This window comes from Sphingomonas bacterium, from assembly GCF_028289855.1.
In the GTDB taxonomy this organism is placed as follows: domain Bacteria; phylum Pseudomonadota; class Alphaproteobacteria; order Sphingomonadales; family Sphingomonadaceae; genus Sphingomonas.
The window spans coordinates 13,695-38,048 of sequence record NZ_JAQGKZ010000081.1 but is presented as its reverse complement, the minus strand read 5'-3'; the positions used below and the strand labels follow the sequence as shown (position 1 = coordinate 38,048).

Here is a 24,354-nt window from a genome sequence, read left to right as displayed (position 1 = left end):
ACCTACGGCATCTTCGTCTATCAGGAACAGGTGATGCAGGCGGCTCAGGTGTTGGCCGGCTATTCGCTCGGCGGCGCCGATTTGCTGCGCCGCGCGATGGGCAAGAAGATCGCGTCGGAAATGGCCGCGCAGCGCGACCATTTCGTCGCCGGCTGCCTGGAAACCAACCAGATCGACAAGGCAAAGGCGAACGAACTGTTCGATTTGATCGACAAGTTCGCCGGCTACGGCTTCAATAAGTCGCACGCCGCGGCCTACGCGCTGCTGGCGTACCAGACCGCGTGGCTGAAGGCGCACCATCCGCACGAATTCTATGCCGCGTCGATGTGTTACGATCTGCATCTGACCGACAAGCTCGCGATCTTCGTCGACGACATGCGCCGGCTCGATGTCGCGATCCTGCCGCCCGACGTGAACGGAAGTTTGGCAGAGTTCGACGTTCAGCCGGTCGAGAACGGGCTCGCGGTCCGCTACGCACTCGCCGCGCTCAAATCGGTCGGCGAGGGCGCGATGGAGAAGCTGGTCGAGGAACGCGACGTCAACGGCGCATTCGCCAACCTCGACGATTTCGCGCACCGGGTCGACCCGCGGCTGCTCAACAAGCGCCAGCTCGAAACACTGGCGGCAGCGGGCGCGTTCGACGGGATCGACGTCAACCGCGCGGGCATCTTCGCGTGCGCCGAGACGATCCTCGCCACCGCGGCGCGCGTGCACGACCAGAAGACCAGCGGACAGGGCGGGCTGTTCGGCGAAAGCGAAGCGTCGGGCACGCATATCAAGCTGCCGCTGTCGGCGCGCTGGAGCTTGGCGCAGCGGATGGAGCAGGAAAAGGAAGCGTTCGGCTTCTACTTCTCCGCGCACCCCGTCGATCGCTTTTCGCAATTGGCCAAGATGCACGGCGCACGCCGCTTCGCCGATCTCAGCGATATCCAGATCCCCGACAACGGCCGCGCGGGAGCGGTGATGGCCGCGATGGTCGAGGATGCGCGCTGGCGCACATCCGCCAAGGGGCGACGCTACATGATGGCCACGATGTCCGACCCGTCAGGGCAGTTCGTGGCGACGTGTTTCGACGACATCGTCGCGGGCGACCTGGAAGAAGCCGCGCGCAACGGCGGCTGCGGGTTGCTGACGGTCGAACTCGACCGCCGCGCGGGCGAGGAGACGCCGCGCGTCACGATCAAGCGGATCCAGCCGTTCGAGAGCCTGGCGAACACCACGCGGATGATGCTGGAGATCGAAGTCGATGACGTCGTCGCAATCCCTGCGCTCGGCGCCTTGCTCTCCGAAGCGCGTGGTGCACGGGGCGAAGCGCGGATGACCGCGCGCCTGCCCGACGGTGGCATGGCGACCGTGCTGCTGGGACGTGATTTCCTGCTCGACAGCGAATTGACCGACCGCATTGCTGCACTTTCCGGCGTGCGCAGCGCGCAGATCGCGATCGCGCCGCCGCAACGCCTTGCGCTGGTCGGCTAGTCACAGGATACTGCGCTCCAACGACGATAGCTGGAGGGTGGGATGACGCTGGGCGCGATGCAGGATTTCGAGTTGCGCGTGATGCGCCTGCTCGATCACGCCGCGCGCGAGCATGGCAAGCGTGAACTGGTCAGTTATTGGGCCGACGGCAGCGAGACGCGGACCGATTGGGCGGGCATCCACCGCGACGCGAGGCGGGTGGCGCAGCGGCTCGAAAAATGGGACATCAAGCCGGGCGACCGCGTCGCGACCTTCGCGATGAACCACCACCATCACCTGACCGCCTGGTACGGCGCGATCGGCATGGGCGGGGTGATCCACACGATCAACCCGCGACTGTTCGACGAGCAGCTCGTCTACATCGCCAATCACGCAGAAGACCGTGTGCTGTTTTACGACAGGCAGTTCCAGCCGATCGTCGACCGGCTGAAGCCGCAATGGACAAGCATCGAGCAATATGTCGCCTTCGACGACCATGGGCCGGAGGGATTTCAGGCGCTGCTCGACGCCGAGGATGGCGACTACGTCTGGCACGAGGGCCCCGAGCGCGACCCGTGCATGATCTGCTATACCAGCGGGACGACGGGCAACCCCAAGGGCGTCCAGTACGAGCATCGCTCGACGGTTATCCACGCCATGGCGGAGGTCGCGCCCGCGGTGTTCAATCTTAGTTCACGATCGGTGGTGCTGCCCGTCGTGCCGCTGTTCCATGCCGCTGCCTGGGGCCTGCCTTTCGCGTGCGCGCTGGCGGGGGCTAAGCTGGTTTATTCGGCGACCAACGAGGCAAGCGTCATCTGCCGGCTGATGAACCAGGAAAAGGTGACTCATTCGGCCGGCGTGCCGACGGTGTGGCTGGCGATGTTCCAGCATATGGATGTGACCGGCGAGAAACCCGAATATCTGCAACAGGTAACCATTGGCGGCTCTGCATGCCCCCGCGCGATGATCGAGCGGATCATGGGGATGGGTGTGGTCGTCAAGCATCTGTGGGGCATGACCGAAACCTCGCCGATCGGCACAGCTGGTACGCCGCCGCCGCATTGGGATGAGATGAGCAAGGACGAGCAACTCGACCTGGTGTCCAAGCAAGGGCAGGTGCCATTCGGGGTCGAGCTTCGGGTGCTCGACGACGAGGACCGGCTCCAGCCGCGTGACGGGGTCAGTTCGGGCCGACTTCAGGTGCGTGGGCCGTGGGTGGTGAAGCGCTATTTCAAAGCCGAGGCCGACGCGGTCGACAAGGACCAATGGTTCGACACGGGCGACGTCGCGGTGCTCCATCCCGACGGCACGATGCAGATCACCGATCGCGCCAAGGACGTGATCAAATCGGGCGGCGAGTGGATCAGTTCGGTCGATCTGGAAAACGCAGCGGTAGGGTGTGCCGGGGTGGGTGAGGCGGCGGCGATCGGCGTCTACCATCCCAAATGGGACGAGCGGCCGATCCTGCTCGTGGTGCGCAAGCCGGGCAGCAATGTCACGCCTGATGAAATCACCGCGCACCTCGCCAAGCACGTCGCCAAATGGTGGCTGCCCGACGAGATCGTGTTTATCGACGAACTACCGCACACCGCGACCGGCAAAATCCTCAAGACAGACCTGCGCGCGCGGTACAAGGACTACAAGCTGGCTGCGGTTTAAAGGTCTCCGTTCACTCCAGCATCCACGTCCCAAGGTAGCGTGGGGGCAGGAAAGTGGCGGCGCCGGCGAGCAGCAGGATCACCAGTGCGGTCACGACCACGCCGCGATGCGTGCGTAGGCGATGCGATCGCGCGGCGAACATCAGCAGCGGGATCAGCAGGATGTAGATGAACGAGAGCACATGGACTCCGCTCAGCCGCCCATGCCCGATGTGACGGATGCCGAGCGATATGAGGGCGCTGGCGTACATGGCGATGCACCACGTCCAGCCCAATATGCGGTGCAGGCGGTCGCCGCGGCGGCGTAGCAGGAGGACCGGCGTGAGCCCGACCACGATCGAGACCACGGCCAGATGCAGCCAGACGATCGGCGGCGCACGCCCGGCTTCCGCCAAACCGCCGGTCGCCCAGCCGCGCGCCATCGCATAGAGCATCCCCGCAAAGACGAGCATGAAGCCGATCGCGATTGCGCGTTCGAGCAGATTCGGCGCGAGCCACGATGTACTCGCCGGCGCCGGAACCGCTGTCCGCGAAGTCGCCACGCCCACCTCCGTCGTGATACGCCATGTTAATACAGTATATCACTATCAGTGGAAGTGGCAATGCGCGGCGCGGCTCAGTTAGCCGCCGTGATCCCGGCACTCTGCCGGCAGGCAACAAACCCATGCCTTCTGAGCCTCGACACGGATCTTCTGTCGTCTGACTTGCCTTTCGCGGACAGCAGCGGCACCTTCGGCTAAATGGATATGGTGACGACCGGCAGCGCCGGGGAAAATGGCGTGACACTGGCGGCGCGGCCCGAGGCGCTACGGCTTGCGCCGTACGAAACTGCTGTCGTTGTGATCGACATGCAGAACGCTTATGCGTCCGAAGGGGGCTACGTCGATCTGGCGGGGTTCGACATTGCGGGTGCGGCGGGCGTGATCGGCAAGATCGGCACGGTGTTGAACATTGCGCGATCTGCGGGCGTCCAGGTGGTGTATCTGCAGAACGGGTGGGATGCCGACTATAAGGAAGCCGGCGGTCCCGGTTCGCCCAACTGGCACAAGTCCAACGCGCTCAAGACGATGCGTGCGCGGCCCGAACTCGATGGGCAATTGCTCGCGCGCGGCGGGTGGGACTATGAACTTGTCGATGCGCTCAAGCCACAGCCGGGCGACATCACGCTCCACAAGACGCGCTATTCCGCGTTCTTCAACTCGCAGCTCGATTCGACGCTCCGTGCGCGCGGTATCCGCAACATCGTCTTCGTCGGTATCGCGACCAACGTCTGCGTCGAAAGCACGTTGCGCGACGGCTTCCACCTCGAATATTTCGGCGTGATGCTGGAGGACGCGACGCACCATCTCGGCCCGCCCGCAATGCAGGATGCGACGGTCTACAACGTCGAGAAGTTCTTCGGCTGGGTCAGCACCGTCGCGGACTTCTGCGGCAGCTTCGGCCAATTACCTCAACACGATAGCAAGGACTGACGTCATGGCGTTCGAGCCCATCAACCCGCCGCAATTCCCGACCCCGATCGCGCCCTATTCGGCCGGCGCGAAGGCGGGGAACACCGTTTATGTCTCGGGCGTGCTCGCGCTGGGCGAGGGCGGGGCGGTGCTCCATGTCGGCGATGCGGCGGCGCAGACGCGGCACGTGCTCGAGGTGATCAAGGTGACGCTCGAGGCCGCCGGCGCAACGATGGCCGATGTCGCGATGAACCACATCTTCCTGAAGGATTTGGGCGATTACGCCGCGTTCAACCAGGTCTATGCCGAGTACTTCCCCGGCGCGAAGCCCGCGCGCTACTGTATCAAGTGCGAGCTGGTGAAGCCAGATTGCCTCGTCGAGATCGCGTCGGTCGCGCACATTGGCTGATTCTTTCACTTGTTCCCCGGCGAAGGCCGGGGCCCAGTTGCGACCGGCCCGATGCTGGACCCCGGCCTTCGCCGGGGAACTGCATGGCTGAAGCGAACGGCCTCTATTACGAAGAACATGGCAGCGGCCCGCCGCTGATCCTGTCGGCCGGGCTGGGCGGATCGGGCGGCTATTGGGCGCCGAATCTCACGGCGCTCGCCGAGCATCGCCGCGTCATCGCCTACGACCATCGCGGCACGGGTAGGAGCGACCCGGCCATCCCCAACCCGACCTCGATCGACGACATGGCGCGTGACGTGATCGCGCTGATGGACGGTGTGGACATCGATCGTGCCGACCTGATGGGGCACGCGCTGGGTGGGATCATCGGGCTGGCGCTGGCGCGACTCGCGCCCGAGCGACTGAACAAGCTGGTTGTCATCAACGGCTGGGCGAAAACCGAGCCGTTTACGTTGCGCTGCTTCGACGCGCGGCTGCACATCCTCAATGCCGGTGGACCCCAAGCTTATCTCCAAGCCCAGCCGATTTTCCTGTTCCCGGCTGCCTGGATCGCCAAGAACGGCGACCGGCTGGCGCGCGAAACCGAGGTCCATGCCGCGCATTTCCAGGGCGAAGTGAAACTGATGAAGCGCATCGCCGCGATCGAGACGTTCGACGCGAGCGAATGGATCGGCTCGCTGACCACGCCGACGCTGGCGCTCGCCAGCCGCGACGACATGCTCGTGCCTTACACGGCGTCGGAGAACCTCGCTGCCGCCAACGACAATATCTCGCTGTCACTGATGCCCTGGGGCGGCCACGCCTGCAATGTCACCGACCCGGACACCTTCAACCGCATCGTCCTCGATTTCCTCAGGAGCTAAGCCCATGCAAGTCGGCGTTTTCGTCCCCATCAACAACAATGGCTGGCTGATTTCGGAGAACGCGCCGCAATACATGCCGTCGTTCGACATGAATAAGCAGATCGCGCAGTCGGCGGAGAAGCACGGGCTCGATTTCCTGCTGTCGATGATCAAGCTAAGGGGGTTCGGCGGCAAGACCGAGTTCTGGGAATATGGTCTGGAAAGCTTCACGCTGATGGCGGGCCTCGCCGCGGTGACCGAGAAGATCAAGATTTACGCGACCTGCCCGACGCTCGTCATCCCGCCCGCCTTCGCCGCGCGGATGTGCAACACGATCGACAGCATCAGCCACGGGCGGTTCGGGCTCAATCTGATCACCGGGTGGCAGCGGCCCGAATACAGCCAGATGGGGCTGTGGCCCGGCGACGAGCATTTCCGCAATCGTTACCAGATGTTGGACGAATATGCTCGTATCCTTCGCGAGCTGTGGGAGACCGGGCGGAGCGACTTCAAGGGCGACTATTACCAGATGGACGATTGCCTCGTCCGCCCGAAGCCTGAGGGCGACATGAAGATCATCTGCGCCGGCTCGTCGGACGAGGGGCTCGCCTTCTCTGCGAAATGGGCGGACTACGCCTTCTGCCTCGGCAAGGGCGTCAACACCCCGACCGCGTTCGCGTCGAACAACGTCCGCCTCGCCGAAGCGACCGCCAAAACCGGGCGCGACGTGTCGGTATTCGTCCTCGTCATGATCATCGCCGCCGACACCGACGAGGAAGCGATGGCGCGGTGGAAGCACATCAACGCCGGGGTCGATCACGACGCGATCGCTTGGCTCGCCAACCAGGGCGCCGCCGACAAGGTCAACGCCACCACCATCGTCCGCCAGCTCGCCGCGCCCGAGGGTGCGGTCAACATAAACATGGGGACTTTGGTCGGCAGCCATGCGAGCATCGCGCGGATGCTCGACGAAATGGCGGAGGTGCCCAACACCGGCGGCGTGCTGCTGACGTTCGACGATTTCATTCAGGGGGTCGAGGATTTCGGGACGAAGATTCAGCCGTTGATGAAGAGTCGGCGGAAATGAGCGATGGGCAAATTTCTTCCGAGATGATCGAGGGCATTGCTAATTTGGCGATTGGAGCCGGCAACGTCGTCAAAGCCATCTCTAGTGAATGGAAACCCAAACAAGTCGTGTTCATGGACCAACCCATCAGTCCCGCGCTCAATGCGGAAATTATTGCCAAATTTCCCAGTGCCGAAGCGTTCGATACAGAAGCCACTCCGCATAATCCGGCGACAGAAGGAGTTGTCAATCGATCGGCAGATGTTGTGATTGCGTTTCCAACTGCTTGCGAACAGCGTCGTTGGTATTGAAGGAGCTGCCTCCGAGACCAGTTAAAACAACTCCCCCTGGGCCCCCCTGGGCGCCCTGAACAAATCACTCCGCACCGCCAACCGCTCCCTGTTCAGCCCGTGCTTCCGCACCGCGATCTGGAACCGCGTGCGGAGCAACTCCGCCCACGGCCCTTGCCCCTTCATCCGCGTGAAGAAATCGGGGTCGTTGTCGCGACCGCCCCGGATCTCGCGGATGATCGACATCACCTTGCCCGCACGATCGGGGAAATGCTCGTCGAGCCAGGCGCGGAACAAAGGCGCGACTTCGTGCGGCAGGCGGACCGGGAGGAAGAACACGCCGCGCGCGCCGCTTTCGGCCGCGCGCTCGACGATATGTTCGATCTCGTGGTCGGTGATCGCCGGGATCACAGGGGCGATCGAGACGTAGACGGGGATGCCGGCATCGGCCAGCCGCCGCACCGCGGTCAGCCGGCGTTCGGGGTGCGGCGCGCGCGGCTCGACGGTGCGCGCGATCTTGCTCTCGAGCGAGGTCACCGAGATCGCCACCGCCGCCAGCCCCTTCGCCGCCATCGGCGCGAGCAAGTCGATGTCGCGCACCACGCGGTCGGACTTGGTAGTGATGGTCAGCGGATGGTCGGTCTCCGCCAGCACGCGAATACATTCGCGGGTGATCCGCCAATGGCCCTCGATCGGCTGGTACGGATCGGTGTTGGTCCCGAACGCGATCGGCTTGCAGACATAACCGCGCTTGCTCAGTTCCTCGCGCAGCAACACCGGCGCATTGGGCTTGGCGAACAGCTTGCTCTCGAAATCGAGCCCTGGCGACAGATCGTGATAGGCGTGCGTCGGCCGGGCGAAGCAATAGATGCAGCCATGCTCGCACCCGCGATACGGATTGATCGAGCGGTCGAAGCCGATGTCGGGCGACTGGTTGCGGGTGATGATCGTCCGCGCGGTTTCTACCGTGACGGCGGTCTTGAGTTTTGGCGGCGCGCCGTCGATATCCTCCAGCGCATCGAGCCAGTCGCCATCCGCCTCGCGTTGCGGCAGATTGAAGCGCGTGCTTTCACGATTGACCGTGGCGCCGCGAACCGGACGGGCTTTTGCCATTGCGGGAACGTAGAACGCGCGCTAGAACATAGCAAGAACATTGGAGGCGAAAATGGCCAAGCTCAACTATGTCGAATTGCCGGTGCAGAATACCGGGCTGACCAAGGCGTTTTTCACCGCGGCGTTCGGCTGGTCGTTCACCGACTTCGGCGACGATTATGCCGCGACGATGACTGGCGAGACCGATCTGGGGCTGAACGGAGACCACTCGCAATGGACCGCGGCGCCGCTGGCGGTGATCCAGGTCGACGATCTCGACGCAACGCTGGCGGCGGTGACGGATGCGGGCGGGACAATCACCCAGCCGATCTTCGCGTTTCCCGGTGGACGGCGGTTCCACTTTCGCGATCCCAGCGGCAACGAATTGGCGGCGATGCAGCCCGACCCGCAATAATGCTTGCGATGCCCGAATGAAGACAGCAGAAATGATGCGAGGGCAATCGGGGGATTAAACGATGAAAAAGCGTTATTTCGCGGCGGGTTTCGGCGTGCTGCTCGCCGCGACGACGTCGCCGGCGCAGGCCAAGGACGATCAGCCCTGCGCGGCCAATATGGTCTGTGCGAGCGACCCGGCGACGATCGTCACCGCGCTGCAAAAAGCGGGTTACAAGGCCAAGCTGACAAAGGACGGCGTCGGCGACCCGGAGATCGACAGTGCGGCGTCGGGTTATTCGTATTCGATCTATTTCTACGATTGCGTCGATCACAAGCAATGCGCCGCGATCCAGTTTTACGCCAGTTTCGAGGCCGACCCGACCTATACGGAAGCGTTTGCGAATAAATGGAACAACGACAAACGGTTCCTGCGCGCGCACATCAGCGCCAAGAAGGAGTTGATCTTCGACCATGATGTGTCGACGATCGGCGGGCTGAACCAGACCAATTTCGCCGATTTGCTAGGCTGGATGGAGAGCTCGTTGAGCGAGGTTAACCGCTATCTCAATCCCAAGACGAAATAGCGGGTCAACGCTCCATTAGCCGCGGCATAAGTTCGACGAAATTGCAGGGGCGGAAACGGCTGTCGAGCTGGTCCTTGAGGATCATGTCCCACCCGTCCTTCACCGCGCCGGTCGATCCCGGCAACGCAAAGATATAGGTGCCGCCGGCGACACACGCGCACGCGCGCGACTGGATCGTCGAGGTGCCGATGTTCTGGTAGCTCAGCCAGCGGAAAGCCTCGCCGAAGCCGGGGATCATCTTTTCCGCGACCGCCTCGACCGCTTCGGGGGTGACGTCGCGGCCGGTCACGCCGGTGCCGCCGGTGGTGATGATCACGTCGATTTCGGGGTCGGAAATCAAGGTCGCAAGGCGCTCGACGATCGCATCGACGTCGTCGCGCTCGAGCGCGCGGTTGGCGAGGATGTGGCCGGCGGTGGTGAGGCGTTCGATTAACGTATCGCCTGATCGGTCTTCGGACAGCCCGCGCGTATCCGATACGGTCAGGACAGCGATGCGGACAGGCAAGAATTCCTGTGTTTCATCGATCGCCATCTAAACCCCCGTTCGCCCTGAACTTGTCGAAGGGCGTGCCCAGAACATCTGCTTCGACAGGCTCAGCACGAACGGACAATAAAATCACCTAGCGATTGGCGCCCGGAAACTTCGGCCACTTGCCCTGCGCCAGCGCGGTGCGGCTCGGCGATGCGAGGCGACCGTCCTTCGCCTCGTACATCCAGTAATTGCGCATCACCGTCGTCACGTACCCGCGCGTTTCCCAATAGGGGATCGATTCGATGTAGAGCAGGGGGTCGCCGCCATCCTTGACGGTCGCGTTCCACGCCATCACCGGCACCGGCCCGGCATTGTACGCCGCCATCACCTTGATCAGCGATCCGTTGGTGAAGCTCTGCGTGCTCAGCCGCTCGAGCGTGCGCTGGCCGACCGCCATATTGACCGACGGCTGCGTGAGCGCGCCGCGATCGACCGTGATGCCGCGTTCGCGCGCATAGTCGGTCGCCGCCGCGGGCATGATCTGCATCAGGCCATACGCGCCCGCCGGGCTGATGACGTTGCGCTTGAAGCGCGATTCCTGGAGCGCGTGGGCGTAGACCAAAGCCTTGTCGATCTTCCACCCGCCGTCGGGCGTCCATTTCGGCGCGGGGAAGCGCGCGATCGTCGGCGGCTTGGCGCCTTGCGGGCAATTGTTGCCGAGCCACATCAGCGTTTCGGGGAGATCGAGCGTCTCGGTCAGGCGGACCAACGAGGCATATTCGATTGCCGGACCGATCTTCGCCTGCTGTTTGAGCACGTCGTCGGCCAGGTCGGTCTCGCCGATTTCGACCAGCGCGGCGGCAACACGGACGTTAGGACGGTTCTGGAGCTTGTCCCAGTCGGCGAGCATCAACTCGTCGGAGATACGCGGCGTTTCCTTGATCCCCAGCTGTTGCCGCGCGAGCATGCCGTAGAATGTCTCGTCGAGCTGCGCTGCGTTCTTCAACCGCGCTTCGACCAGTTGCGGCCGGGCGCACTTCATGTCGGCGCGCGCGGCCCAATAGAGTCCGGCTGCGCGCAACTCGACGTCGCTGGCCCGAGCGGCCACGCTGACGAACGCCTGACCGGCGGCGGTGCAATCGCCCTGGCGCCAGGCCGCGAGTCCGCCGACCCATTCGCCCTGAACCGCCCAGTCGCCACTGCCGACGCGCGCCTTGGTCGCCATGACGCGGGCGTTGTCGTCGTCGCCCTGGAGGAAATAGATCCACGCGACGCGTTGCTGCCATTCGGTTTGCGCTTCGGGCGTGAGATTGGGCGTCGCGTCGAGCAGCGCCTGCGCCTCGGGCCCCATGTCGCCCTTGATGTAGGGCTGCATCTTGAGCGCGAGTTCGGCGGCGGCGAGGTCGAGCTTGGTCGCCTTGGCGCGCCCGCGAGTCGAGGCGCCGTTGACCCAGACCAGCTTCTGCGGAACCGGCAGGCCGGGGGCGACGACGCCGCGCGTCATCAGGATGCGCGCAATGCTCGGCGCTTCGGGCAGTTCGGGGGCGTTGGTCAGCACCGCGAGCAGCGGGTCGTTGTCGACCTTGGGCGAGCCCTTCGCGAGATAGAGTTCGGCCTGCGCGATCGCATGGAGCGGACCGGGCTTCATCGCGGTCAACCCGATCTGCGCGTCGGCCCAGCGCTGTTCGCGGATCGCCTTGAACACCGCGGCGTAGCCGGCGCGCTGGTCCGAATCGAGTTGCGCGGGGATGCCGCGCGCCATCGCGCCGGGGGCGGGGGGATCGCCTGCCGCGAACGCGGGGGTCGCCATGATCGGGGTCAGCGCCAGCGCCGTGGCCGCCAATGAACGCGAGAACTTCACTCCAACCCCCCGATCACCATCTTCAGGTCTCTCCAGGCATCCGCCTTCGCCGCAGGCCGCTCCAACAGGAAGCGCGGGTGAAAGCTCGCCACGACCTCGCTTGTCCCGCCATCATGCTTAACGACGCGTAAACTTCCACGCGAATCGGCGACGTCCAGCCCCGTCAGCGCACGGCTCGCCGCATTACCGAGCGCCAGCACGCGTTTCGGCGCGGCGAGCGAGAGGTGATGGCGGATGATCGTCTCCAGGTCCTGCGCCGTATCGGTGCTCACGCGGCCAGCCGGCGGCCGCTTCACGGCGAGCGCCGTCAGATAGGTGGATTGCCGGTCGCGACCGATCGCCGCGAGCATGGCGTCGAACAGTCGCCCCGCACTGCCCGACAGCAATGCGCCGACCGCCTCGTCCTCGCGGTCGGGCATGTCGACCAGGATCATCAATCCGCTGGCAGGGTCGCCCTGCGCGCCGAGCGCCTGCCCCGGCCAGCCGGCCTCGGGCGCGGCGCTGCCGATCCGCCACGCGGCGAATTCGGTGAGGGTCGCGGGAAGCGTGGGCGCCTCGACCAGTTCTTCGCGCACGACCGACGGCAGTTTGTCGGGCGACGGCGCGCGCGCCAGCCAGTCGCGTGGGCTATCGTCGATTTCGCAATCGACCCCGGCGTCGCGCCACCATTCGAGCGCGCTGGCGACGCTCGCGCGCCAATCGTGATTTTGGTCAGCCCCCATGTGATGCCCATAGAGTCGATAGTTGACGGCGGGGTCAATTCGCGGGCACCGCTTCGGGGACCAACCGTTGCCGCCGTGCGATGACCGGCGGCGTAGTAGGATGGGGCTTCGCCCCGGGGAGAACGAGGATGAGCGAACGCGAGTCGATGCCGTACGACGTGGTGATCGTCGGCGCGGGGCCGGCGGGGCTGTCGGCGGCGATCCGGCTGAAGCAGCTCGCGGTCGAAAAGGGCGGCGAGATCGCAGTCTGCGTGCTGGAAAAAGGGTCCGAGGTCGGTGCGCACATCCTGTCGGGCGCGGTGATCGATCCGCGCAGCCTCGACGAACTGATCCCAGACTGGCGCGACAAGGGCTGCCCGCTCGCCGAAGTGCCGGTCACCGACAACCAGCACTGGATCTTGACGAAGAAAAAGCGGTTCTCGATGCCGCACATCGTCACCCCCGGCTTCATGCACAATAAGGGCACCTACACCGGCAGCCTGGGCAATCTATGCCGCTGGCTGGCGGGGCAAGCCGAGGAATTGGGAGTCGAGATTTTCCCGGGCTTCGCGGCGGCGGAAATCCTTTATTCCGAGGACGGCACGGTGAAGGGCGTAGCGACCGGCGACATGGGGGTCGCGCGCGATGGCAGCCACAAGCCCGATTACCAACCCGGGCTCGAACTCCACGCCAAATATACGTTCTTCGCCGAAGGCGCGCGCGGGCATCTGACTCGCCAGCTCGTCGACCGTTTCGACTTGCGCGCCAATTGCGAGCCGCAAGTCTATGGCCTCGGCATCAAGGAACTCTGGGACATCAAGCCCGAGAACCATGCGCAGGGCCGCGTGATCCACTCGCAGGGCTGGCCGCTCAGCGAGAGCGGGTCGAACGGCGGCGGGTTCCTCTATCACCAGGCCAACGGCCAGGTCGCGCTCGGCTTCGTGACATGGCTCAATTATTCGAACCCGTATCTGTCGCCGTTCCAGGAAATGCAGCGGTGGAAGACTCATCCCGCGATCGCCGCGATCCTCGAAGGCGGCAAGCGCGTGTCGTACGGCGCGCGCGCGATTTCCGACGGTGGGTACCAGTCGGTGCCCAAGCTGGTGATGCCCGGTGCCGCGTTGATCGGCGACACCGCGGGCTTCCTCAACGTGCCGCGGATCAAAGGCACGCACACCGCGATGATGTCCGGCATCATGGCCGCGCGTGCCGCCTATGACGCGGTGCATTCACAACGCCAGGGCGACGAGCTGACCGCCTATACCGAGGCGTACGACAAGAGCTGGGTCAAGAAGGAGCTGTCGGTCGTCCGCAACGTGTTGCCGCTGGTCGAGAAATTCGGCGAGCTGTTCGGCACGCCGCTGGCAGGGATCAACATGTGGCTGGAAAGCTGGGGCATCAAAATGCCCTTCACGATGAAGCATCATCCCGACCATAAGAGCCTGTGGCGCAAGGACATGGTCAAGCCGATTGCCTATCCGAAGCCTGACGGCGTGCTGACGTTCGACCGGCTTTCCTCGGTGTTCGTTTCGAACACCAACCACGAGGAGGACCAGCCCGTCCACCTGACGCTCAAGGACCCGGACATCCCGGTCGAATACGACCTGCCGATGTATGACGAGCCGGCGCAGCGTTACTGCCCAGCCGGCGTCTACGAAATTGTCGGGGAGGAAGAGGGCAACCCCAAGTTCGTGATCAACGCGCAGAACTGCGTCCACTGCAAGACGTGCGACATCAAGGATCCGACCCAGAACATCGTATGGGTGGTGCCTGAGGGGGGCGGCGGGCCCAATTATCCTAACATGTGATGTTCCCCGGGGAAGGCCGGGGTCCAGTATTGGGCCGGCCCGCAACGGGGCCCCGGCCTTCGTCGGGGAACGAGAAGTGATCACCGAACTTGCGCCCGCCAAGATCAACCTCGCGCTCCACGTTCGCGCACGGCGGCCCGACGGCTATCACGAGATCGAGACGCTGTTCGCGTTTTGCCGCGATGGCGATCGGCTTGAGATCGAAGAGACGCGGGCGGACGAGTTGAGGATCGTCGGCCCCTTTGCCGAGGGGCTGTCGATCACCGATAACCTGGTCCTCGCCGCGCTGGCGGCGATGCGCGACCAGCCGTTCGGCGATATCCCGCCGCTCGCTATTACGCTGACCAAGTATTTGCCGGTTGCTGCCGGGATCGGCGGCGGGTCGGCGGATGCGGCGGCGATGATCCGACTGCTGGATCGCCAATACGGACACAATGGCGACAACAAGGAGCTGGTGCTGGCCACTGCGCATCTGGGCGCGGATGTCGGCGCCTGCATCGTAGGTCACACCCGGATCGGTATTGGTGTTGGTACGGACCTGCACGTGGCGTCAGACGATCTGGCGGGTTGCCCGGTGCTGCTGGTCAATCCGCGCGTTCCACTCTCGACCGGTGCGGTGTTCAACGCGTGGGATGGCGTCGATCGCGACCCGCTGCCCCAAGGCACCGCGCGCGAGATCGCCCTGGCCGGCCGCAATGACCTCGAAGAACCGGCGATCCGGTTGTGTCCACAGATCGCCGAGGTATTGGCGGCGCTGCAACGCACCGACGCCTGGCTGGTTCGCATGTCCGGATCGGGCGCGACGTGCTTCGCGCTGTTCGATGCCGAAGCCGCGCGCTCCGTCGCTTATGCCGCCATCACCGCTGCGCAACCCGATTGGTGGTGTCTCGAATCGACACTCGCGTGACACTTATCCGTGCCGTAGCGGGACCGCGCACCGCTGCTTAACCATCGTAACCCGCACGAATCCTCAACTGGCCACAATCTTGCGTGTCGATCGCCACGCGGGTCCGTTCGAGCAGCGCGCCAGCGCATGGTCTCCGGCTCAGCCGGACGTCATGGCCGGGGGAGGCCAGCGTCATCCCCGGCCTCACCACGCAACAGACTTGCGCGAATCGCTCCTCCCGCGACATAGGCTGTCGCGCCATGACCAACCGCTTCGACAAATCCACGCTGCCCAGCCGCCACGTCTCGGTCGGCCCCGAGCGCGCGCCGCACCGCAGCTATTATTATGCGATGGGCCTCACCGAAGAGGAAATCGCCCGCCCGTTCGTCGCGCTCGCCTCCGCGGGCAACGACAGCGCGCCGTGCAATACGCTGCTCGACGTCCAGGCCGACGCTGCGCGTGAGGGCGTGAAGCAAAACGGCGGCATGCCGCGGCGCTTCAACACGATCACCGTCACCGACGGGATCGCGATGGGGCATCAGGGGATGAAATCCTCGCTGGTCAGCCGCGAGGTCATCGCCGATTCGGTCGAACTCAGCGTGCGCGGTCATTGCTACGACGCGCTGGTCGGGTTCGCCGGGTGCGACAAGTCGCTGCCGGGCATGATGATGGCGATGCTCCGCCTCAATATTCCGTCGATCTTCGTCTATGGCGGGTCGATCCTGCCCGGCCGGTTCCACGACAGGGACATCACCGTCGTCGATGTGTTCGAAGTGGTCGGCCGCTTCGCCGCGGGCACGTGCCCGATCAGCGAGTTACACGCGATGGAAAAGGTCGCGTGCCCCGGCCACGGCGCGTGCGGTGGCCAGTTCACCGCCAACACAATGGCGTGCGTCGGTGAGGCGATCGGCTTATCCTTACCGAACAGCAATATGGTGCCTGCTCCTTACAGCACGCGCGAACAAATTGCGGTCGCCGCCGGGCATCAGGTGATGGAGTTGCTCGAGCATAATCTGCGCCCGCGCGACATCTGCACGCGGTCGGCCTTCGTCAACGCGGCGCGCGTGGTCGCGGCGACGGGCGGCTCGACCAACGCCGCGTTGCATTTGCCGGCGATGGCGAGCGAGGCGGGGATCGAATTCGACCTGTTTGACGTCGCCGAGGCATTCAAGTCGACACCCTACATCGCCGACCTCAAGCCCGGCGGGCAATATGTCGCCAAGGACATGTACGAGGCGGGCGGCGTCTACATGCTGATGAAGACGATGCTCACCAACGGCCTGCTCGACGGCGAATGCCTGACCGTCACCGGTAAGACGCTCGGCGAAAATATCGACGAAGTTACGTGGAATCCCAATCAGAAAGTCATTTATGACGTCAAGGCGCCGCTGAGTCCGACCGGCGGCGTAGTGGGCCTGCGCGGCTCGCTCGCGCCAGACGGGGCGATCGTCAAGGTCGCAGGGATGCATCGGTTGCAGTTTACCGGCCCGGCGCGCTGCTTCGATTGCGAGGAGGATTGCTTCGCCGCAGTCGAAGCGCGTTCGATCAACGAGGGCGAAGTGCTCGTCATCCGCTACGAAGGGCCCAAGGGCGGGCCTGGCATGCGCGAGATGCTGTCGACCACCGCCGCGCTCTACGGCCTCGGCATGGGCGAGAAAGTCGCGCTGATCACCGACGGGCGCTTCTCCGGCGCGACGCGCGGCTTCTGCATCGGCCATGTCGGGCCCGAAGCGGCCGACGGCGGGCCGATCGCGCTGATCGAGGACGGTGACACGATCCGCATCGACGCCGAAGCGGGAACGATCGACCTCGACGTGCCCGACGGCGTGCTCGCCTTGCGGCGTGCCGCTTGGCGCCCACGGACCAACGACTATCAATCGGGTGCGCTGTGGCGCTATGCCCGCAATGTCGGTCCCGCGTCGCAAGGCGCCGTCACTCATCCCGGGGCCGCGGCGGAGACGCACGTTTATGCGGATATCTAGCGCGGTTTTTGGCGCCTTTGCGCTGACGGCGTGCAGTCAGCAGCCATCCGATTACAGCGCGCAGATCGAGAATGCTCAGACGCAGGTGGCCAGCGACGACCGTATCGAGTGCGCCATCTCGGGCGCCGCTGCGTTTGCGCGCGACTGTACCGTCGAGCGTACCGAAACCGCCGAGGGGTTGATCCTGACCGTCCGCCACTCCGACAACGGCTTCCACCGCTTGCTCGTAGTCAAGGATGGCCGTGGCGTCATCGCCGCCGATGGCGCGGAGGTGGCGAGGGTCGCAGTGCTCGGCGACGGACGGATCGAAGTCGCAATCGGCAACGACCGCTATCGCCTGCCTGCGACGGTGAAAGCCAAGGCAGCCCAGTGATCCCGATCGAGGGCCAGCTGATCCTGACCGCCGCCGAAATCCGTGCGGCGGAGGAACGCGCGATCGCCGCCGGGTCGAACGTCGAGGAGCTGATGGAACGCGCCGGAGCGGGGGTTGCCGAGGCAGTCCGGCGACTGGCAGCCGGCGCGCCGGTGCTGATCCTGTGCGGGCCGGGCAACAATGGCGGCGACGGCTATGTCGCGGCGCGGATTCTCCGGGCGAACGGCGTGGCCGTACGGGCCGCGGCCGATGATTTATCCACAAGCAACGCGGCAACCGCCGCCCGCGAAAAATGCGATGTAGCGATCGAAAGCGTGAGCGCGGCGCACGGATCCCCAGTGATTGTCGATGCGCTGTTCGGGACCGGATTGTCGCGCCCACTCGACCGATCGTTGCAAGCCGCGCTGACTCGATTGGTCGGTGACGCTAGATTGTCGCTCGCGGTCGATTTGCCCAGCGGAGTCGCGACCGATGACGGCGCGGTGCTGGGTGACGTACCATGTTTTGACCTGACGCTGGCGCTCGGCGCGCTCAAGCCCGCGCATATGCTCCAACCGGCGGCGTCAAAGTGCGGCACTGTGCGTTTGATCGACATTGGCTTGAACGACGTTGCCAGCCAGTGCCGTGTGCTGGCCAAACCCGGTCTCGTGCCGCCAGCGATAGACGCGCACAAATATTCACGCGGGCTGGTCGCGGTGGTCGGCGGCGCGATGCCGGGCGCCAGCACATTGGCGGCCGAAGCTGCGTTGCGGGCAGGCGCGGGCTATGTCCTGTTGTTCAGCAGTGATCCGTCCGACGCGCCACATGCGCTAGTGCGCAAGAAATGGTCGGTCGCGGCGCTCGGAGAGGCGCTTGACGGCAAGAAGGCGGTGTCGATCGTCGTCGGGCCGGGGCTGGGCTGTGGTAAGGACGCGGCGGCAAAGCTGGACGCGGCGATTGCGACCGATCGGCCATTGGTGATCGATGGTGACGCGCTCCACTTGCTCGATGCAAGGCGGACGGAGGCGCTGGCGAGCCGCAGGGGCGGGACGGTGCTCACGCCGCACGCTGGCGAGTTCAAGGCGGCGTTCGGCGACTATACCGGCAGCAAGATCGATGCGGCCCGGCAGGCCGCCGCGCGGTCGGGCGCGACGATCGTGTTCAAGGGGCCGGATACGGTGATCGCGTCTCCCGATGGCGAGGTGATCGTCGCGGCTGCCGCGAGCAGTTGGCTATCGACTGCGGGAACCGGCGACGTCCTGGCGGGTGCAACCGGCGCGATGGTCGCGGCAGGCAATCCGCCCGAAGCGGCGGTCTGGATGCATGCCGAGTCTGCCCGACGCCTTGGCGGCGCGTTCATCGCCGACGACCTGGCGCGCGAACTGTCGGCCGTCAGAGCCGCTTTATGACCATCGACACGATCGTCCGCGTCGCCGCGCGCGGGGACGGGATTACCGCCGACGGGCGCCACGCCGCGCTTGCCGCGCCGGGGGACACCCTGCTCGCTGACGGCTCGCTCACGCCCGGTCCACACCATCAGGCGCCACCTTGCCGCCATTTCCCGCTTTGCGGCGGATGTCAGCTCCAGCATCTCGACGATGAGAGCTATGCCGGCTTCGTGACCGACCGCATCGCCAGCGCGTTAGCGGCGCACGACCTGACCGCCGACATCCGCTCGCCGATCGTCTCGCCGCCGCGCAGCCGCCGCCGCGCGACGCTCCATGCCGAGGCCAAGGGTGGCCGGGTCCGGATCGGCTTTACCGAGGCGGGCAGCCATTCGCTCGTCGATATCTCGGAATGCCATGTCCTCGCGCCCGAGCTGTTCGCGTTGGTCGCGCCGTTGCGCACGCTGCTCACCAGGATCGGATTCAAGCGCCGCGCCGACATCCAGCTGACGTTATGCGACCAAGGGGTCGATGTACTGATCGGGGCAGGGGCCGAAGGGCTCGCCGCGGCAGAGGCGATCAACGATTTTTGCCTGACACACCACGTCGCGCGCTTCGCCGCCGATGACGGGATCGGCCCCGAGACTCGCTGGGAGCCCGAGCCGGTGACGGTGACGCTGGGCGGCGTGCCGGTCGCGTTTCCGCATGGCAGCTTTCTTCAGGCGACGCGCGAGGGTGAGGCGACGTTGATCGCTGCCGTGCGTGAGGCGGTCGGGCCATCGGCGATGATCGCGGATCTGTTCGCCGGACTCGGCACCTTCGCCCTCTCGCTGGCGCCCGCCAAGGTCTATGCGGCGGAGGCGGGTCGTGACGTCATTCTGTCGTTGAAGGGCGCCGCGGCAATCGCGCGACGTCCGGTATTTGCGGAGCATCGCGACCTGTATCGCCGTCCGTTGAGCGTTGCGGAGCTCGATCGCTTCGACGCCATCGTGCTCGACCCACCGCGCTCCGGCGCACGCGAGCAGGCGACGAACCTGGCGGCATGCAAGGTGCCGGTCATCGCATACGTTTCCTGTAACCCAAGCAGCTTTGCGCGCGATGCTCAGACACTGTGCGAAGGTGGCTACCGGCTCGACTGGATTCAGCCGGTCGGCCAGTTCCGCTGGTCGACTCATGTCGAGCTCGCGGCACGGTTCAGCCGCTAGGATAGTCCGCGCGCAGGAAGTACAGCCCGTCGGGCGGCGCGTTGAAGCCGAGGGCCGTGCGATCCGCCGCCTCGAGCGCCGCCTCGAGGTCGGCCTTCGACCATTTGCCCTGGCCGACCAGCGCGAGGCATCCGACCATCGACCGCACCTGATGATGCAGGAACGACCGTGCTGAGGCGAACACGCCGATCCGATCGCCGCCGGCGGTGACGTCGAGCCGATCGAGCGTCCTGAGCGGGCTGTCGGCCTGGCAATGCGCCGAGCGGAACGTGGTGAAGTCATGCCTTCCCACCAGTATCTGTGCGGCGTCAGCCATCGCAACCGCGTCCAGATCGTGCGGGACACGCCACGCCAGCCCGGCCTCCCAGGTCAGCGGCGCGCGGCGCGTGACGATGCGGTACTCGTAATGCCGCGCGAGGCAGGAGAAGCGCGCGTGCCAGTCGTCGGGCACGGCCTCGCACCCCAGCACCGCCACGGGATCGGGCCGCAACCGCGCATTCAATGCTTCCATCAGCCGAAACGGCGTGATCGTCCGCGCGATATCGAGATGCGCACGCATGCCGAGCGCATGGACGCCGGCATCGGTCCGGCCGGCAGCGTGGACGGCGACCACCTCGCCGGTAATCTCTTGCGCCGCGCGCTCGACCGCGGCCTGCACACTCGGTCCGTGATCCTGCCGCTGCCAGCCCATGAACGGGCGGCCGTCATATTCGACCGTCAGCGCGAACCGAGTCATTCGAGAATCGTGCCGGGCGGTATTGGGAAACCGCGCAAAAGCTCCGTTGACGTCATGACGCCACGCCCGGCGCGCTGGATCGCTAGCGGCCGGATCGCGCCTTCGCCGCAACCGATCGCAAGCTGGTCGTCGATCACCACACCGGGGCCGGTAGCGAAAGTCACGTTCTGCAAATCGTCCGGAAGACTCTGCAGGCGCGCCTCATGCACCCTGATCCGTTCGCCCTGATATTCGAACCAGGCGCCGGGTGCTGGATTGAACGCACGGATTTGTCGATCGACCTGACGCGCGCTTAAAGTCCAATCGATACGGGCCTCGGTCTTGTGGACCTTCGACGCATAGGCGACTCCGTTTTCGGATTGAGCGATCGGTTTGTAGGCCGACATGTCGCCGAGTACCTGTACCATTAACCGGGCACCGATCAGCGACAGCCGGTGGGCGAGCACGCCCGCTGTATCGTAGTCGCCGATTGGCATCCGCCCTTCGAGCAGCACCGGCCCCGTATCGAGTCCGGCCTCCATTTGCATGATGCAGACACCGGTCACGGCATCCCCCGCCAGGATTGCGCGCTGGATCGGCGCCGCGCCGCGCCAGCGCGGCAGGATCGACCCGTGCACGTTGAGACAGCCGTGCTTAGGCGCGTCGAGCACCGCTTGCGGCAAGATCAGGCCGTAAGCGGCGACTACTGCGACATCCGCCGCCAGCGCCCCGAACTCCGCTTGCGCGCTCGCATCGCGCAACGTTGTCGGCGTCCGCACTGCGATCCCCAGCGCTTCGGCGCGGGCCTGTACCGGGGAGGGGGTCAACTCCTTCCCGCGTCGTCCACCCGGGCGCGGCGGCTGGCTGTACGCCGCCACGACGTCATGACCCGCCGCGACCAGCGCATCGAGCACCGGAACGGCAAAATCGGGGGTGCCCATGAAGACGATCCGCATGACGGGCCTTTCACCGCTTGGCAGGGCGGGGCGCAACCCCCTATCTGTCCGGCATGGCATCGCAGGAAATCGAGGCGCTGACGCAAGCGCTGGCCCGGCTCCCCGGCCTAGGTCCGCGGTCGGCGCGGCGCGCGGTGCTCCACCTGCTCAAGAAACGCGAGGGCGCGCTGGCGCCGTTGCTGTCGGCGCTGGAGGCGGTCGACCGGCGACTCGCGACCTGTTCGACCTGCGGCAATATCGACACCAGCGATCCCTGCGCGGTGTGCGCCGACCAGCGCCGCGACCAGCGCAGTCTGTGCGTGGTCGAGGAAGTCGCCGATTTGTGGGCGCTCGAACGCTCGCGGCTGTTCCCGGGGCGGTATCATGTGCTTGGCGGCCGATTGTCGGCGTTAGACGGCGTGCGGCCCGAGGATCTCGGCATCGCGCGGTTGGTGCAGCGAGTCGAGGCGGGCGGAATCGACGAAGTCGTGCTGGCGATGAACGCGACGCTCGAGGGGCAAACTACCGCCCACTACATTGCCGAGCGGATCGAGCGATTTCCGGTACGGCTGACGCAGCTCGCGCACGGGCTGCCTGTCGGCGGCGAGCTCGACTATCTCGACGAAGGCACGCTGGCCCAGGCGATGCGCGCGCGGCGCCCGGTCGGCTGATCGCTTGCCTTGACGCGGGGCGGGGGCTTTTCTAGCTGACCGCCATGACCGTCCTGACCATTCTCGAAGTCCCCGATCCCGGCCTGCGCGCCGTCGCCGCTCCCGTAGCGGCAGTGGACGATGGCATCCGCGCGATCGCCGCCGACATGTTCGAGACGATGTACGCCGCGCGCGGCATCGGCCTGGCCGCGACTCAGGTTGGGATCGAGCGCCGATTGTTCGTGATGGACCTGCAGGAGCCCGAGGAAGAGGGCGGCGAGCCCGTCCGGCGCCCACTGACGTTCATAAACCCGGAAATTCTGTCGGTTAGCGACGAAACGTCGGTCTACAACGAAGGTTGTCTGTCGATCCCCGAGCAATATGCCGAGGTCGAGCGCCCGACACGCTGCCGGGTCAAATGGCAGGATGCCGATGGCGCGGCTCACGAGGAGGATATGGACGGCCTGATGGCAACGTGCGTTCAGCACGAGATCGATCACCTCAACGGCGTGCTGTTCACCGACCATATCTCGAAGCTCAAGCGCGACATGCTGATGAAGAAGCTCGCGAAGCTCCGGAAGGGGGCCTGAAGCTTTCCTACTTGCCCAGACGGATGCTCATCCGTCGCGCGAAATTGGGGCTGTCCTACACGCCGCGTTCGTTCTATGTTCCGCGCATGACGCCATGCTCGCCTGACTCCGCCGATAATATCCGCCGTCCGCCGCGCGCGGGCGCCCGCGCGCGCGTTGGGGGTGTGACTTTTGCGACCTTTGAGGGGTATTCGAGGTGACCGGGATCATCCTCGCCGCGCTGGGCGCGCTCGCCGTCGGGGCGATCATCGGCTGGCTGTTCGCGTCGCGTCATGGCGTCGGTGAACTCGCCGCGGCGAAGGTTCATGCCGAGCAGCACGATCTGACGCGCAAGCTGCTTGCCGAAGTCACCACCGAGCGCGATACCGCGATGCGTGCGCTCGACAGCCACCGCGCGACGAGCACCGAGCGCGAGGCGGCGTTCGAAGCGCGGCTAGCCGAACTGGTTGCCGCCAAGGAGGCGCTGGGGCGGCAGTTCGCCGAGGTCGGGCAGAAATTGCTCGACGATGCGCAGACCAAGTTTCTCCAGCGCGCCGATCAGCGGTTCAAAGAGTCGGAAGCGACAAGCGGGCAGAATCTCAAGGCGTTGTTGCAACCCGTTCACGAACGGCTCGAACGCTATGAGCAGGGTGTGGCCAAGGTCGAGGCCGAGCGCCGTGACGCGTTCGGCGACCTGAAGGGGCAGATCGAATCGATGCGCGTCGGCAGCGAATCGGTCCGCGCCGAGGCGTCGAAACTGGTCAACGCGCTGCGCAACGCCCCCAAGGCGCGCGGCCGCTGGGGTGAGCAGCAGCTTCGCAACGTGCTCGAAAGCTGTGGCCTGTCCGATGTCGCCGATTTCCGCGCCGAGGTTTCGGTCGATGACGGCGAGGGTGGGCGGTTGCGTCCCGACGTGATCATCCGTGTGCCCGGCGGCAATTCGCTGGTGATCGACGCCAAGGTGTCGCTCAACGATTACCAGGACGCGTTCGGCGCGATCGACGATACCGAGCGCGCCGCGGGTCTCGTCCGCCACGCCGCATCGATGCGTGCGCACGTCAACGCGCTTGGCGCGAAGGCGTATTGGAACCAGTTCGACGACGCGCCCGATTATGTCATCATGTTCGTCCCCGGCGAGCATTTCCTGTCGGCTGCGCTCGAACAGGATCCGACCTTGTGGGACTTCGCGTTCGACCGTCGCGTGCTGCTCGCCACCCCGACCAACCTGATCGCGATCGCGCGCACGGTGGCGGCGGTATGGCGGCAGGAAAAGCTCGCCGGCGAAGCGCGCGAAATCGCCGAGCTTGGCAAGGAACTCTACGCGCGGCTCGCTGTGATGGGCGGACACGTCGCCAAGCTCGGCCGTAACATCGGCCTCGCCAACGATGCGTACAATGCGTTTGTCGGCAGCCTGGAAACGCAGGTGCTGACGCAAGCCAAGCGTTTCGAGGAATATAATATCGACACCGGGGGAAGGACGATCGAATCGCCCCCGATTATCGAGCAAACCCCGCGCCCGCTGGTGAAGCTTGCGTCGGTCAACGAGATATCGGATCGTTCGGCCTAGGGATTGATTCGTCGGAGTATGGG

At 65.3% G+C, this 24,354-nt stretch carries 24 protein-coding genes and 1 pseudogene; 18 read left to right on the top strand and 7 right to left on the bottom strand.

What is annotated here, in order from left to right; genetic code table 11:
• Together JWM94_RS09690 and JWM94_RS09685 are read left to right on the top strand one after the other, a co-directional pair.
• Nucleotides 1–1,476, top strand: a pseudogene (locus tag JWM94_RS09690) (DNA polymerase III subunit alpha); the annotation flags it as partial.
• Nucleotides 1,477–1,518: 42 nt separating this feature from the next.
• A complete protein-coding gene (locus JWM94_RS09685; protein ID WP_299425725.1) occupies nucleotides 1,519–3,114 on the top strand; it encodes a long-chain fatty acid--CoA ligase in 1,596 nt (531 codons plus the stop codon).
• A gap of 10 nt (nucleotides 3,115–3,124) precedes the next feature.
• On the opposite strand, the gene JWM94_RS09680 is transcribed toward JWM94_RS09685, so the two are convergent.
• The gene (locus JWM94_RS09680) at nucleotides 3,125–3,655 is read right to left on the bottom strand and encodes a hypothetical protein (protein WP_299425722.1); all 531 of its coding nucleotides are present in this window, start codon (nucleotides 3,653–3,655) and stop codon (nucleotides 3,125–3,127) included.
• 207 nt (nucleotides 3,656–3,862) lie between these two features.
• On the opposite strand from JWM94_RS09680, the gene rutB reads away from it, so the two are divergent.
• The 5 genes from rutB (at nucleotide 3,863) to JWM94_RS09655 (ending at nucleotide 7,192) form a co-directional block, all read left to right on the top strand.
• Nucleotides 3,863–4,585 carry a pyrimidine utilization protein B gene (gene rutB, locus JWM94_RS09675; RefSeq protein ID WP_299425719.1) on the top strand — a complete coding sequence of 241 codons (723 nt, stop codon included), beginning with the start codon at nucleotides 3,863–3,865 and terminating at the stop codon, nucleotides 4,583–4,585.
• Nucleotides 4,586–4,589: 4 nt separating this feature from the next.
• Complete coding sequence (rutC, locus tag JWM94_RS09670; protein ID WP_299425716.1) at nucleotides 4,590–4,973, top strand: pyrimidine utilization protein C; 384 nt, start codon at nucleotides 4,590–4,592, stop codon at nucleotides 4,971–4,973.
• Nucleotides 4,974–5,056: 83 nt separating this feature from the next.
• On the top strand, nucleotides 5,057–5,836 hold the full coding sequence (gene rutD, locus JWM94_RS09665) for a pyrimidine utilization protein D (protein ID WP_299425712.1): 780 nt from the start codon (nucleotides 5,057–5,059) through the stop codon (nucleotides 5,834–5,836).
• Nucleotides 5,837–5,840: 4 nt separating this feature from the next.
• A complete protein-coding gene (gene rutA, locus JWM94_RS09660) occupies nucleotides 5,841–6,902 on the top strand; it encodes a pyrimidine utilization protein A (protein WP_299425709.1) in 1,062 nt (353 codons plus the stop codon).
• Nucleotides 6,899–7,192 carry a hypothetical protein gene (locus tag JWM94_RS09655; protein WP_299425706.1) on the top strand — a complete coding sequence of 98 codons (294 nt, stop codon included), beginning with the start codon at nucleotides 6,899–6,901 and terminating at the stop codon, nucleotides 7,190–7,192. Before rutA ends, JWM94_RS09655 begins: the two co-directional genes overlap by 4 nt.
• A 21-nt stretch (nucleotides 7,193–7,213) precedes the next feature.
• On the opposite strand, the gene JWM94_RS09650 is transcribed toward JWM94_RS09655, so the two are convergent.
• Entirely contained in the window at nucleotides 7,214–8,284 is a 1,071-nt protein-coding gene (locus JWM94_RS09650) for a PA0069 family radical SAM protein (RefSeq protein ID WP_299425703.1), read from the bottom strand.
• 52 nt (nucleotides 8,285–8,336) lie between these two features.
• Between JWM94_RS09650 and JWM94_RS09645 the strand changes: the two genes are divergently transcribed.
• Together JWM94_RS09645 and JWM94_RS09640 are read left to right on the top strand one after the other, a co-directional pair.
• Nucleotides 8,337–8,678, top strand: a complete 342-nt coding sequence (locus JWM94_RS09645; RefSeq protein WP_299425700.1) for a VOC family protein — start codon at nucleotides 8,337–8,339, stop codon at nucleotides 8,676–8,678.
• 61 nt (nucleotides 8,679–8,739) lie between these two features.
• Nucleotides 8,740–9,243 carry a YbjN domain-containing protein gene (locus JWM94_RS09640; RefSeq protein ID WP_299425697.1) on the top strand — a complete coding sequence of 168 codons (504 nt, stop codon included), beginning with the start codon at nucleotides 8,740–8,742 and terminating at the stop codon, nucleotides 9,241–9,243.
• 4 nt (nucleotides 9,244–9,247) lie between these two features.
• Here the strand turns inward: JWM94_RS09640 and moaB are convergent, their stop codons facing one another.
• From moaB to JWM94_RS09625, 3 genes are all read right to left on the bottom strand, one after another.
• Nucleotides 9,248–9,775 carry a molybdenum cofactor biosynthesis protein B gene (gene moaB, locus JWM94_RS09635; RefSeq protein ID WP_299425694.1) on the bottom strand — a complete coding sequence of 176 codons (528 nt, stop codon included), beginning with the start codon at nucleotides 9,773–9,775 and terminating at the stop codon, nucleotides 9,248–9,250.
• 88 nt (nucleotides 9,776–9,863) lie between these two features.
• Nucleotides 9,864–11,576: a lytic transglycosylase domain-containing protein gene (locus JWM94_RS09630; protein ID WP_367185878.1), complete on the bottom strand. Its 1,713-nt coding sequence runs from the start codon at nucleotides 11,574–11,576 to the stop codon at nucleotides 9,864–9,866.
• The gene (locus tag JWM94_RS09625; RefSeq protein ID WP_299425690.1) at nucleotides 11,573–12,298 is read right to left on the bottom strand and encodes a uracil-DNA glycosylase; all 726 of its coding nucleotides are present in this window, start codon (nucleotides 12,296–12,298) and stop codon (nucleotides 11,573–11,575) included. Before JWM94_RS09625 ends, JWM94_RS09630 begins: the two co-directional genes overlap by 4 nt.
• 128 nt (nucleotides 12,299–12,426) lie before the next feature.
• On the opposite strand from JWM94_RS09625, the gene JWM94_RS09620 reads away from it, so the two are divergent.
• From JWM94_RS09620 to JWM94_RS09595, 6 genes are all read left to right on the top strand, one after another.
• Nucleotides 12,427–14,085, top strand: a complete 1,659-nt coding sequence (locus tag JWM94_RS09620) for an electron transfer flavoprotein-ubiquinone oxidoreductase (RefSeq protein WP_299425687.1) — start codon at nucleotides 12,427–12,429, stop codon at nucleotides 14,083–14,085.
• A gap of 76 nt (nucleotides 14,086–14,161) precedes the next feature.
• Nucleotides 14,162–14,992: a 4-(cytidine 5'-diphospho)-2-C-methyl-D-erythritol kinase gene (locus JWM94_RS09615; protein WP_299425683.1), complete on the top strand. Its 831-nt coding sequence runs from the start codon at nucleotides 14,162–14,164 to the stop codon at nucleotides 14,990–14,992.
• 239 nt (nucleotides 14,993–15,231) lie between these two features.
• Nucleotides 15,232–16,953, top strand: coding sequence for a dihydroxy-acid dehydratase (gene ilvD, locus JWM94_RS09610; protein WP_299425679.1), 1,722 nt, complete (start codon nucleotides 15,232–15,234; stop codon nucleotides 16,951–16,953).
• Entirely contained in the window at nucleotides 16,940–17,326 is a 387-nt protein-coding gene (locus JWM94_RS09605) for a hypothetical protein (protein WP_299425676.1), read from the top strand. The genes ilvD and JWM94_RS09605 overlap by 14 nt, the downstream gene beginning before the upstream one ends.
• Entirely contained in the window at nucleotides 17,323–18,714 is a 1,392-nt protein-coding gene (locus tag JWM94_RS09600; protein ID WP_299425673.1) for an NAD(P)H-hydrate dehydratase, read from the top strand. Before JWM94_RS09605 ends, JWM94_RS09600 begins: the two co-directional genes overlap by 4 nt.
• A complete protein-coding gene (locus JWM94_RS09595) occupies nucleotides 18,711–19,895 on the top strand; it encodes a class I SAM-dependent RNA methyltransferase (protein ID WP_299425670.1) in 1,185 nt (394 codons plus the stop codon). Before JWM94_RS09600 ends, JWM94_RS09595 begins: the two co-directional genes overlap by 4 nt.
• Here JWM94_RS09595 and truA read toward each other — a convergent pair.
• Nucleotides 19,885–20,631 carry a tRNA pseudouridine(38-40) synthase TruA gene (gene truA, locus JWM94_RS09590; RefSeq protein WP_299425665.1) on the bottom strand — a complete coding sequence of 249 codons (747 nt, stop codon included), beginning with the start codon at nucleotides 20,629–20,631 and terminating at the stop codon, nucleotides 19,885–19,887. The two genes, JWM94_RS09595 and truA, sit on opposite strands and share 11 nt — an antisense overlap.
• Nucleotides 20,628–21,566 (bottom strand): methionyl-tRNA formyltransferase, encoded by a 939-nt coding sequence (fmt, locus tag JWM94_RS09585; protein ID WP_299425661.1) that lies wholly within the window; start codon nucleotides 21,564–21,566, stop codon nucleotides 20,628–20,630. The genes truA and fmt overlap by 4 nt, the downstream gene beginning before the upstream one ends.
• A gap of 53 nt (nucleotides 21,567–21,619) precedes the next feature.
• On the opposite strand from fmt, the gene recR reads away from it, so the two are divergent.
• The 3 genes from recR (at nucleotide 21,620) to JWM94_RS09570 (ending at nucleotide 24,331) form a co-directional block, all read left to right on the top strand.
• Nucleotides 21,620–22,216 carry a recombination mediator RecR gene (gene recR, locus JWM94_RS09580; RefSeq protein WP_299425658.1) on the top strand — a complete coding sequence of 199 codons (597 nt, stop codon included), beginning with the start codon at nucleotides 21,620–21,622 and terminating at the stop codon, nucleotides 22,214–22,216.
• A 44-nt stretch (nucleotides 22,217–22,260) separates the two neighbouring features.
• Nucleotides 22,261–22,785 carry a peptide deformylase gene (gene def / locus JWM94_RS09575; RefSeq protein WP_299425654.1) on the top strand — a complete coding sequence of 175 codons (525 nt, stop codon included), beginning with the start codon at nucleotides 22,261–22,263 and terminating at the stop codon, nucleotides 22,783–22,785.
• A 196-nt stretch (nucleotides 22,786–22,981) separates the two neighbouring features.
• Nucleotides 22,982–24,331, top strand: a complete 1,350-nt coding sequence (locus tag JWM94_RS09570) for a DNA recombination protein RmuC (RefSeq protein WP_299425651.1) — start codon at nucleotides 22,982–22,984, stop codon at nucleotides 24,329–24,331.
• Nucleotides 24,332–24,354: the final 23 nt, after the last annotated feature.

What these genes read in the sequence shown, in the direction of transcription:
- recR (WP_299425658.1), top strand. Translation starts at nt 21,620, where the DNA reads ATGGCATCGCAGGAAATCGAGGCGCTGACGCAAGCGCTGGCCCGGCTC.
- JWM94_RS09685 (WP_299425725.1), top strand. Translation starts at nt 1,519, where the DNA reads ATGACGCTGGGCGCGATGCAGGATTTCGAGTTGCGCGTGATGCGCCTG.
- JWM94_RS09645 (WP_299425700.1), top strand. Translation starts at nt 8,337, where the DNA reads ATGGCCAAGCTCAACTATGTCGAATTGCCGGTGCAGAATACCGGGCTG.
- ilvD (WP_299425679.1), top strand. Translation starts at nt 15,232, where the DNA reads ATGACCAACCGCTTCGACAAATCCACGCTGCCCAGCCGCCACGTCTCG.
- rutC (WP_299425716.1), top strand. Translation starts at nt 4,590, where the DNA reads ATGGCGTTCGAGCCCATCAACCCGCCGCAATTCCCGACCCCGATCGCG.
- moaB (WP_299425694.1), bottom strand. Translation starts at nt 9,775, where the DNA reads ATGGCGATCGATGAAACACAGGAATTCTTGCCTGTCCGCATCGCTGTC.
- fmt (WP_299425661.1), bottom strand. Translation starts at nt 21,566, where the DNA reads ATGCGGATCGTCTTCATGGGCACCCCCGATTTTGCCGTTCCGGTGCTC.
- JWM94_RS09640 (WP_299425697.1), top strand. Translation starts at nt 8,740, where the DNA reads ATGAAAAAGCGTTATTTCGCGGCGGGTTTCGGCGTGCTGCTCGCCGCG.
- JWM94_RS09655 (WP_299425706.1), top strand. Translation starts at nt 6,899, where the DNA reads ATGAGCGATGGGCAAATTTCTTCCGAGATGATCGAGGGCATTGCTAAT.
- truA (WP_299425665.1), bottom strand. Translation starts at nt 20,631, where the DNA reads ATGACTCGGTTCGCGCTGACGGTCGAATATGACGGCCGCCCGTTCATG.
- rutD (WP_299425712.1), top strand. Translation starts at nt 5,057, where the DNA reads ATGGCTGAAGCGAACGGCCTCTATTACGAAGAACATGGCAGCGGCCCG.
- def (WP_299425654.1), top strand. Translation starts at nt 22,261, where the DNA reads ATGACCGTCCTGACCATTCTCGAAGTCCCCGATCCCGGCCTGCGCGCC.
- JWM94_RS09595 (WP_299425670.1), top strand. Translation starts at nt 18,711, where the DNA reads ATGACCATCGACACGATCGTCCGCGTCGCCGCGCGCGGGGACGGGATT.
- JWM94_RS09625 (WP_299425690.1), bottom strand. Translation starts at nt 12,298, where the DNA reads ATGGGGGCTGACCAAAATCACGATTGGCGCGCGAGCGTCGCCAGCGCG.
- JWM94_RS09620 (WP_299425687.1), top strand. Translation starts at nt 12,427, where the DNA reads ATGAGCGAACGCGAGTCGATGCCGTACGACGTGGTGATCGTCGGCGCG.
- rutA (WP_299425709.1), top strand. Translation starts at nt 5,841, where the DNA reads ATGCAAGTCGGCGTTTTCGTCCCCATCAACAACAATGGCTGGCTGATT.
- JWM94_RS09650 (WP_299425703.1), bottom strand. Translation starts at nt 8,284, where the DNA reads ATGGCAAAAGCCCGTCCGGTTCGCGGCGCCACGGTCAATCGTGAAAGC.
- JWM94_RS09605 (WP_299425676.1), top strand. Translation starts at nt 16,940, where the DNA reads ATGCGGATATCTAGCGCGGTTTTTGGCGCCTTTGCGCTGACGGCGTGC.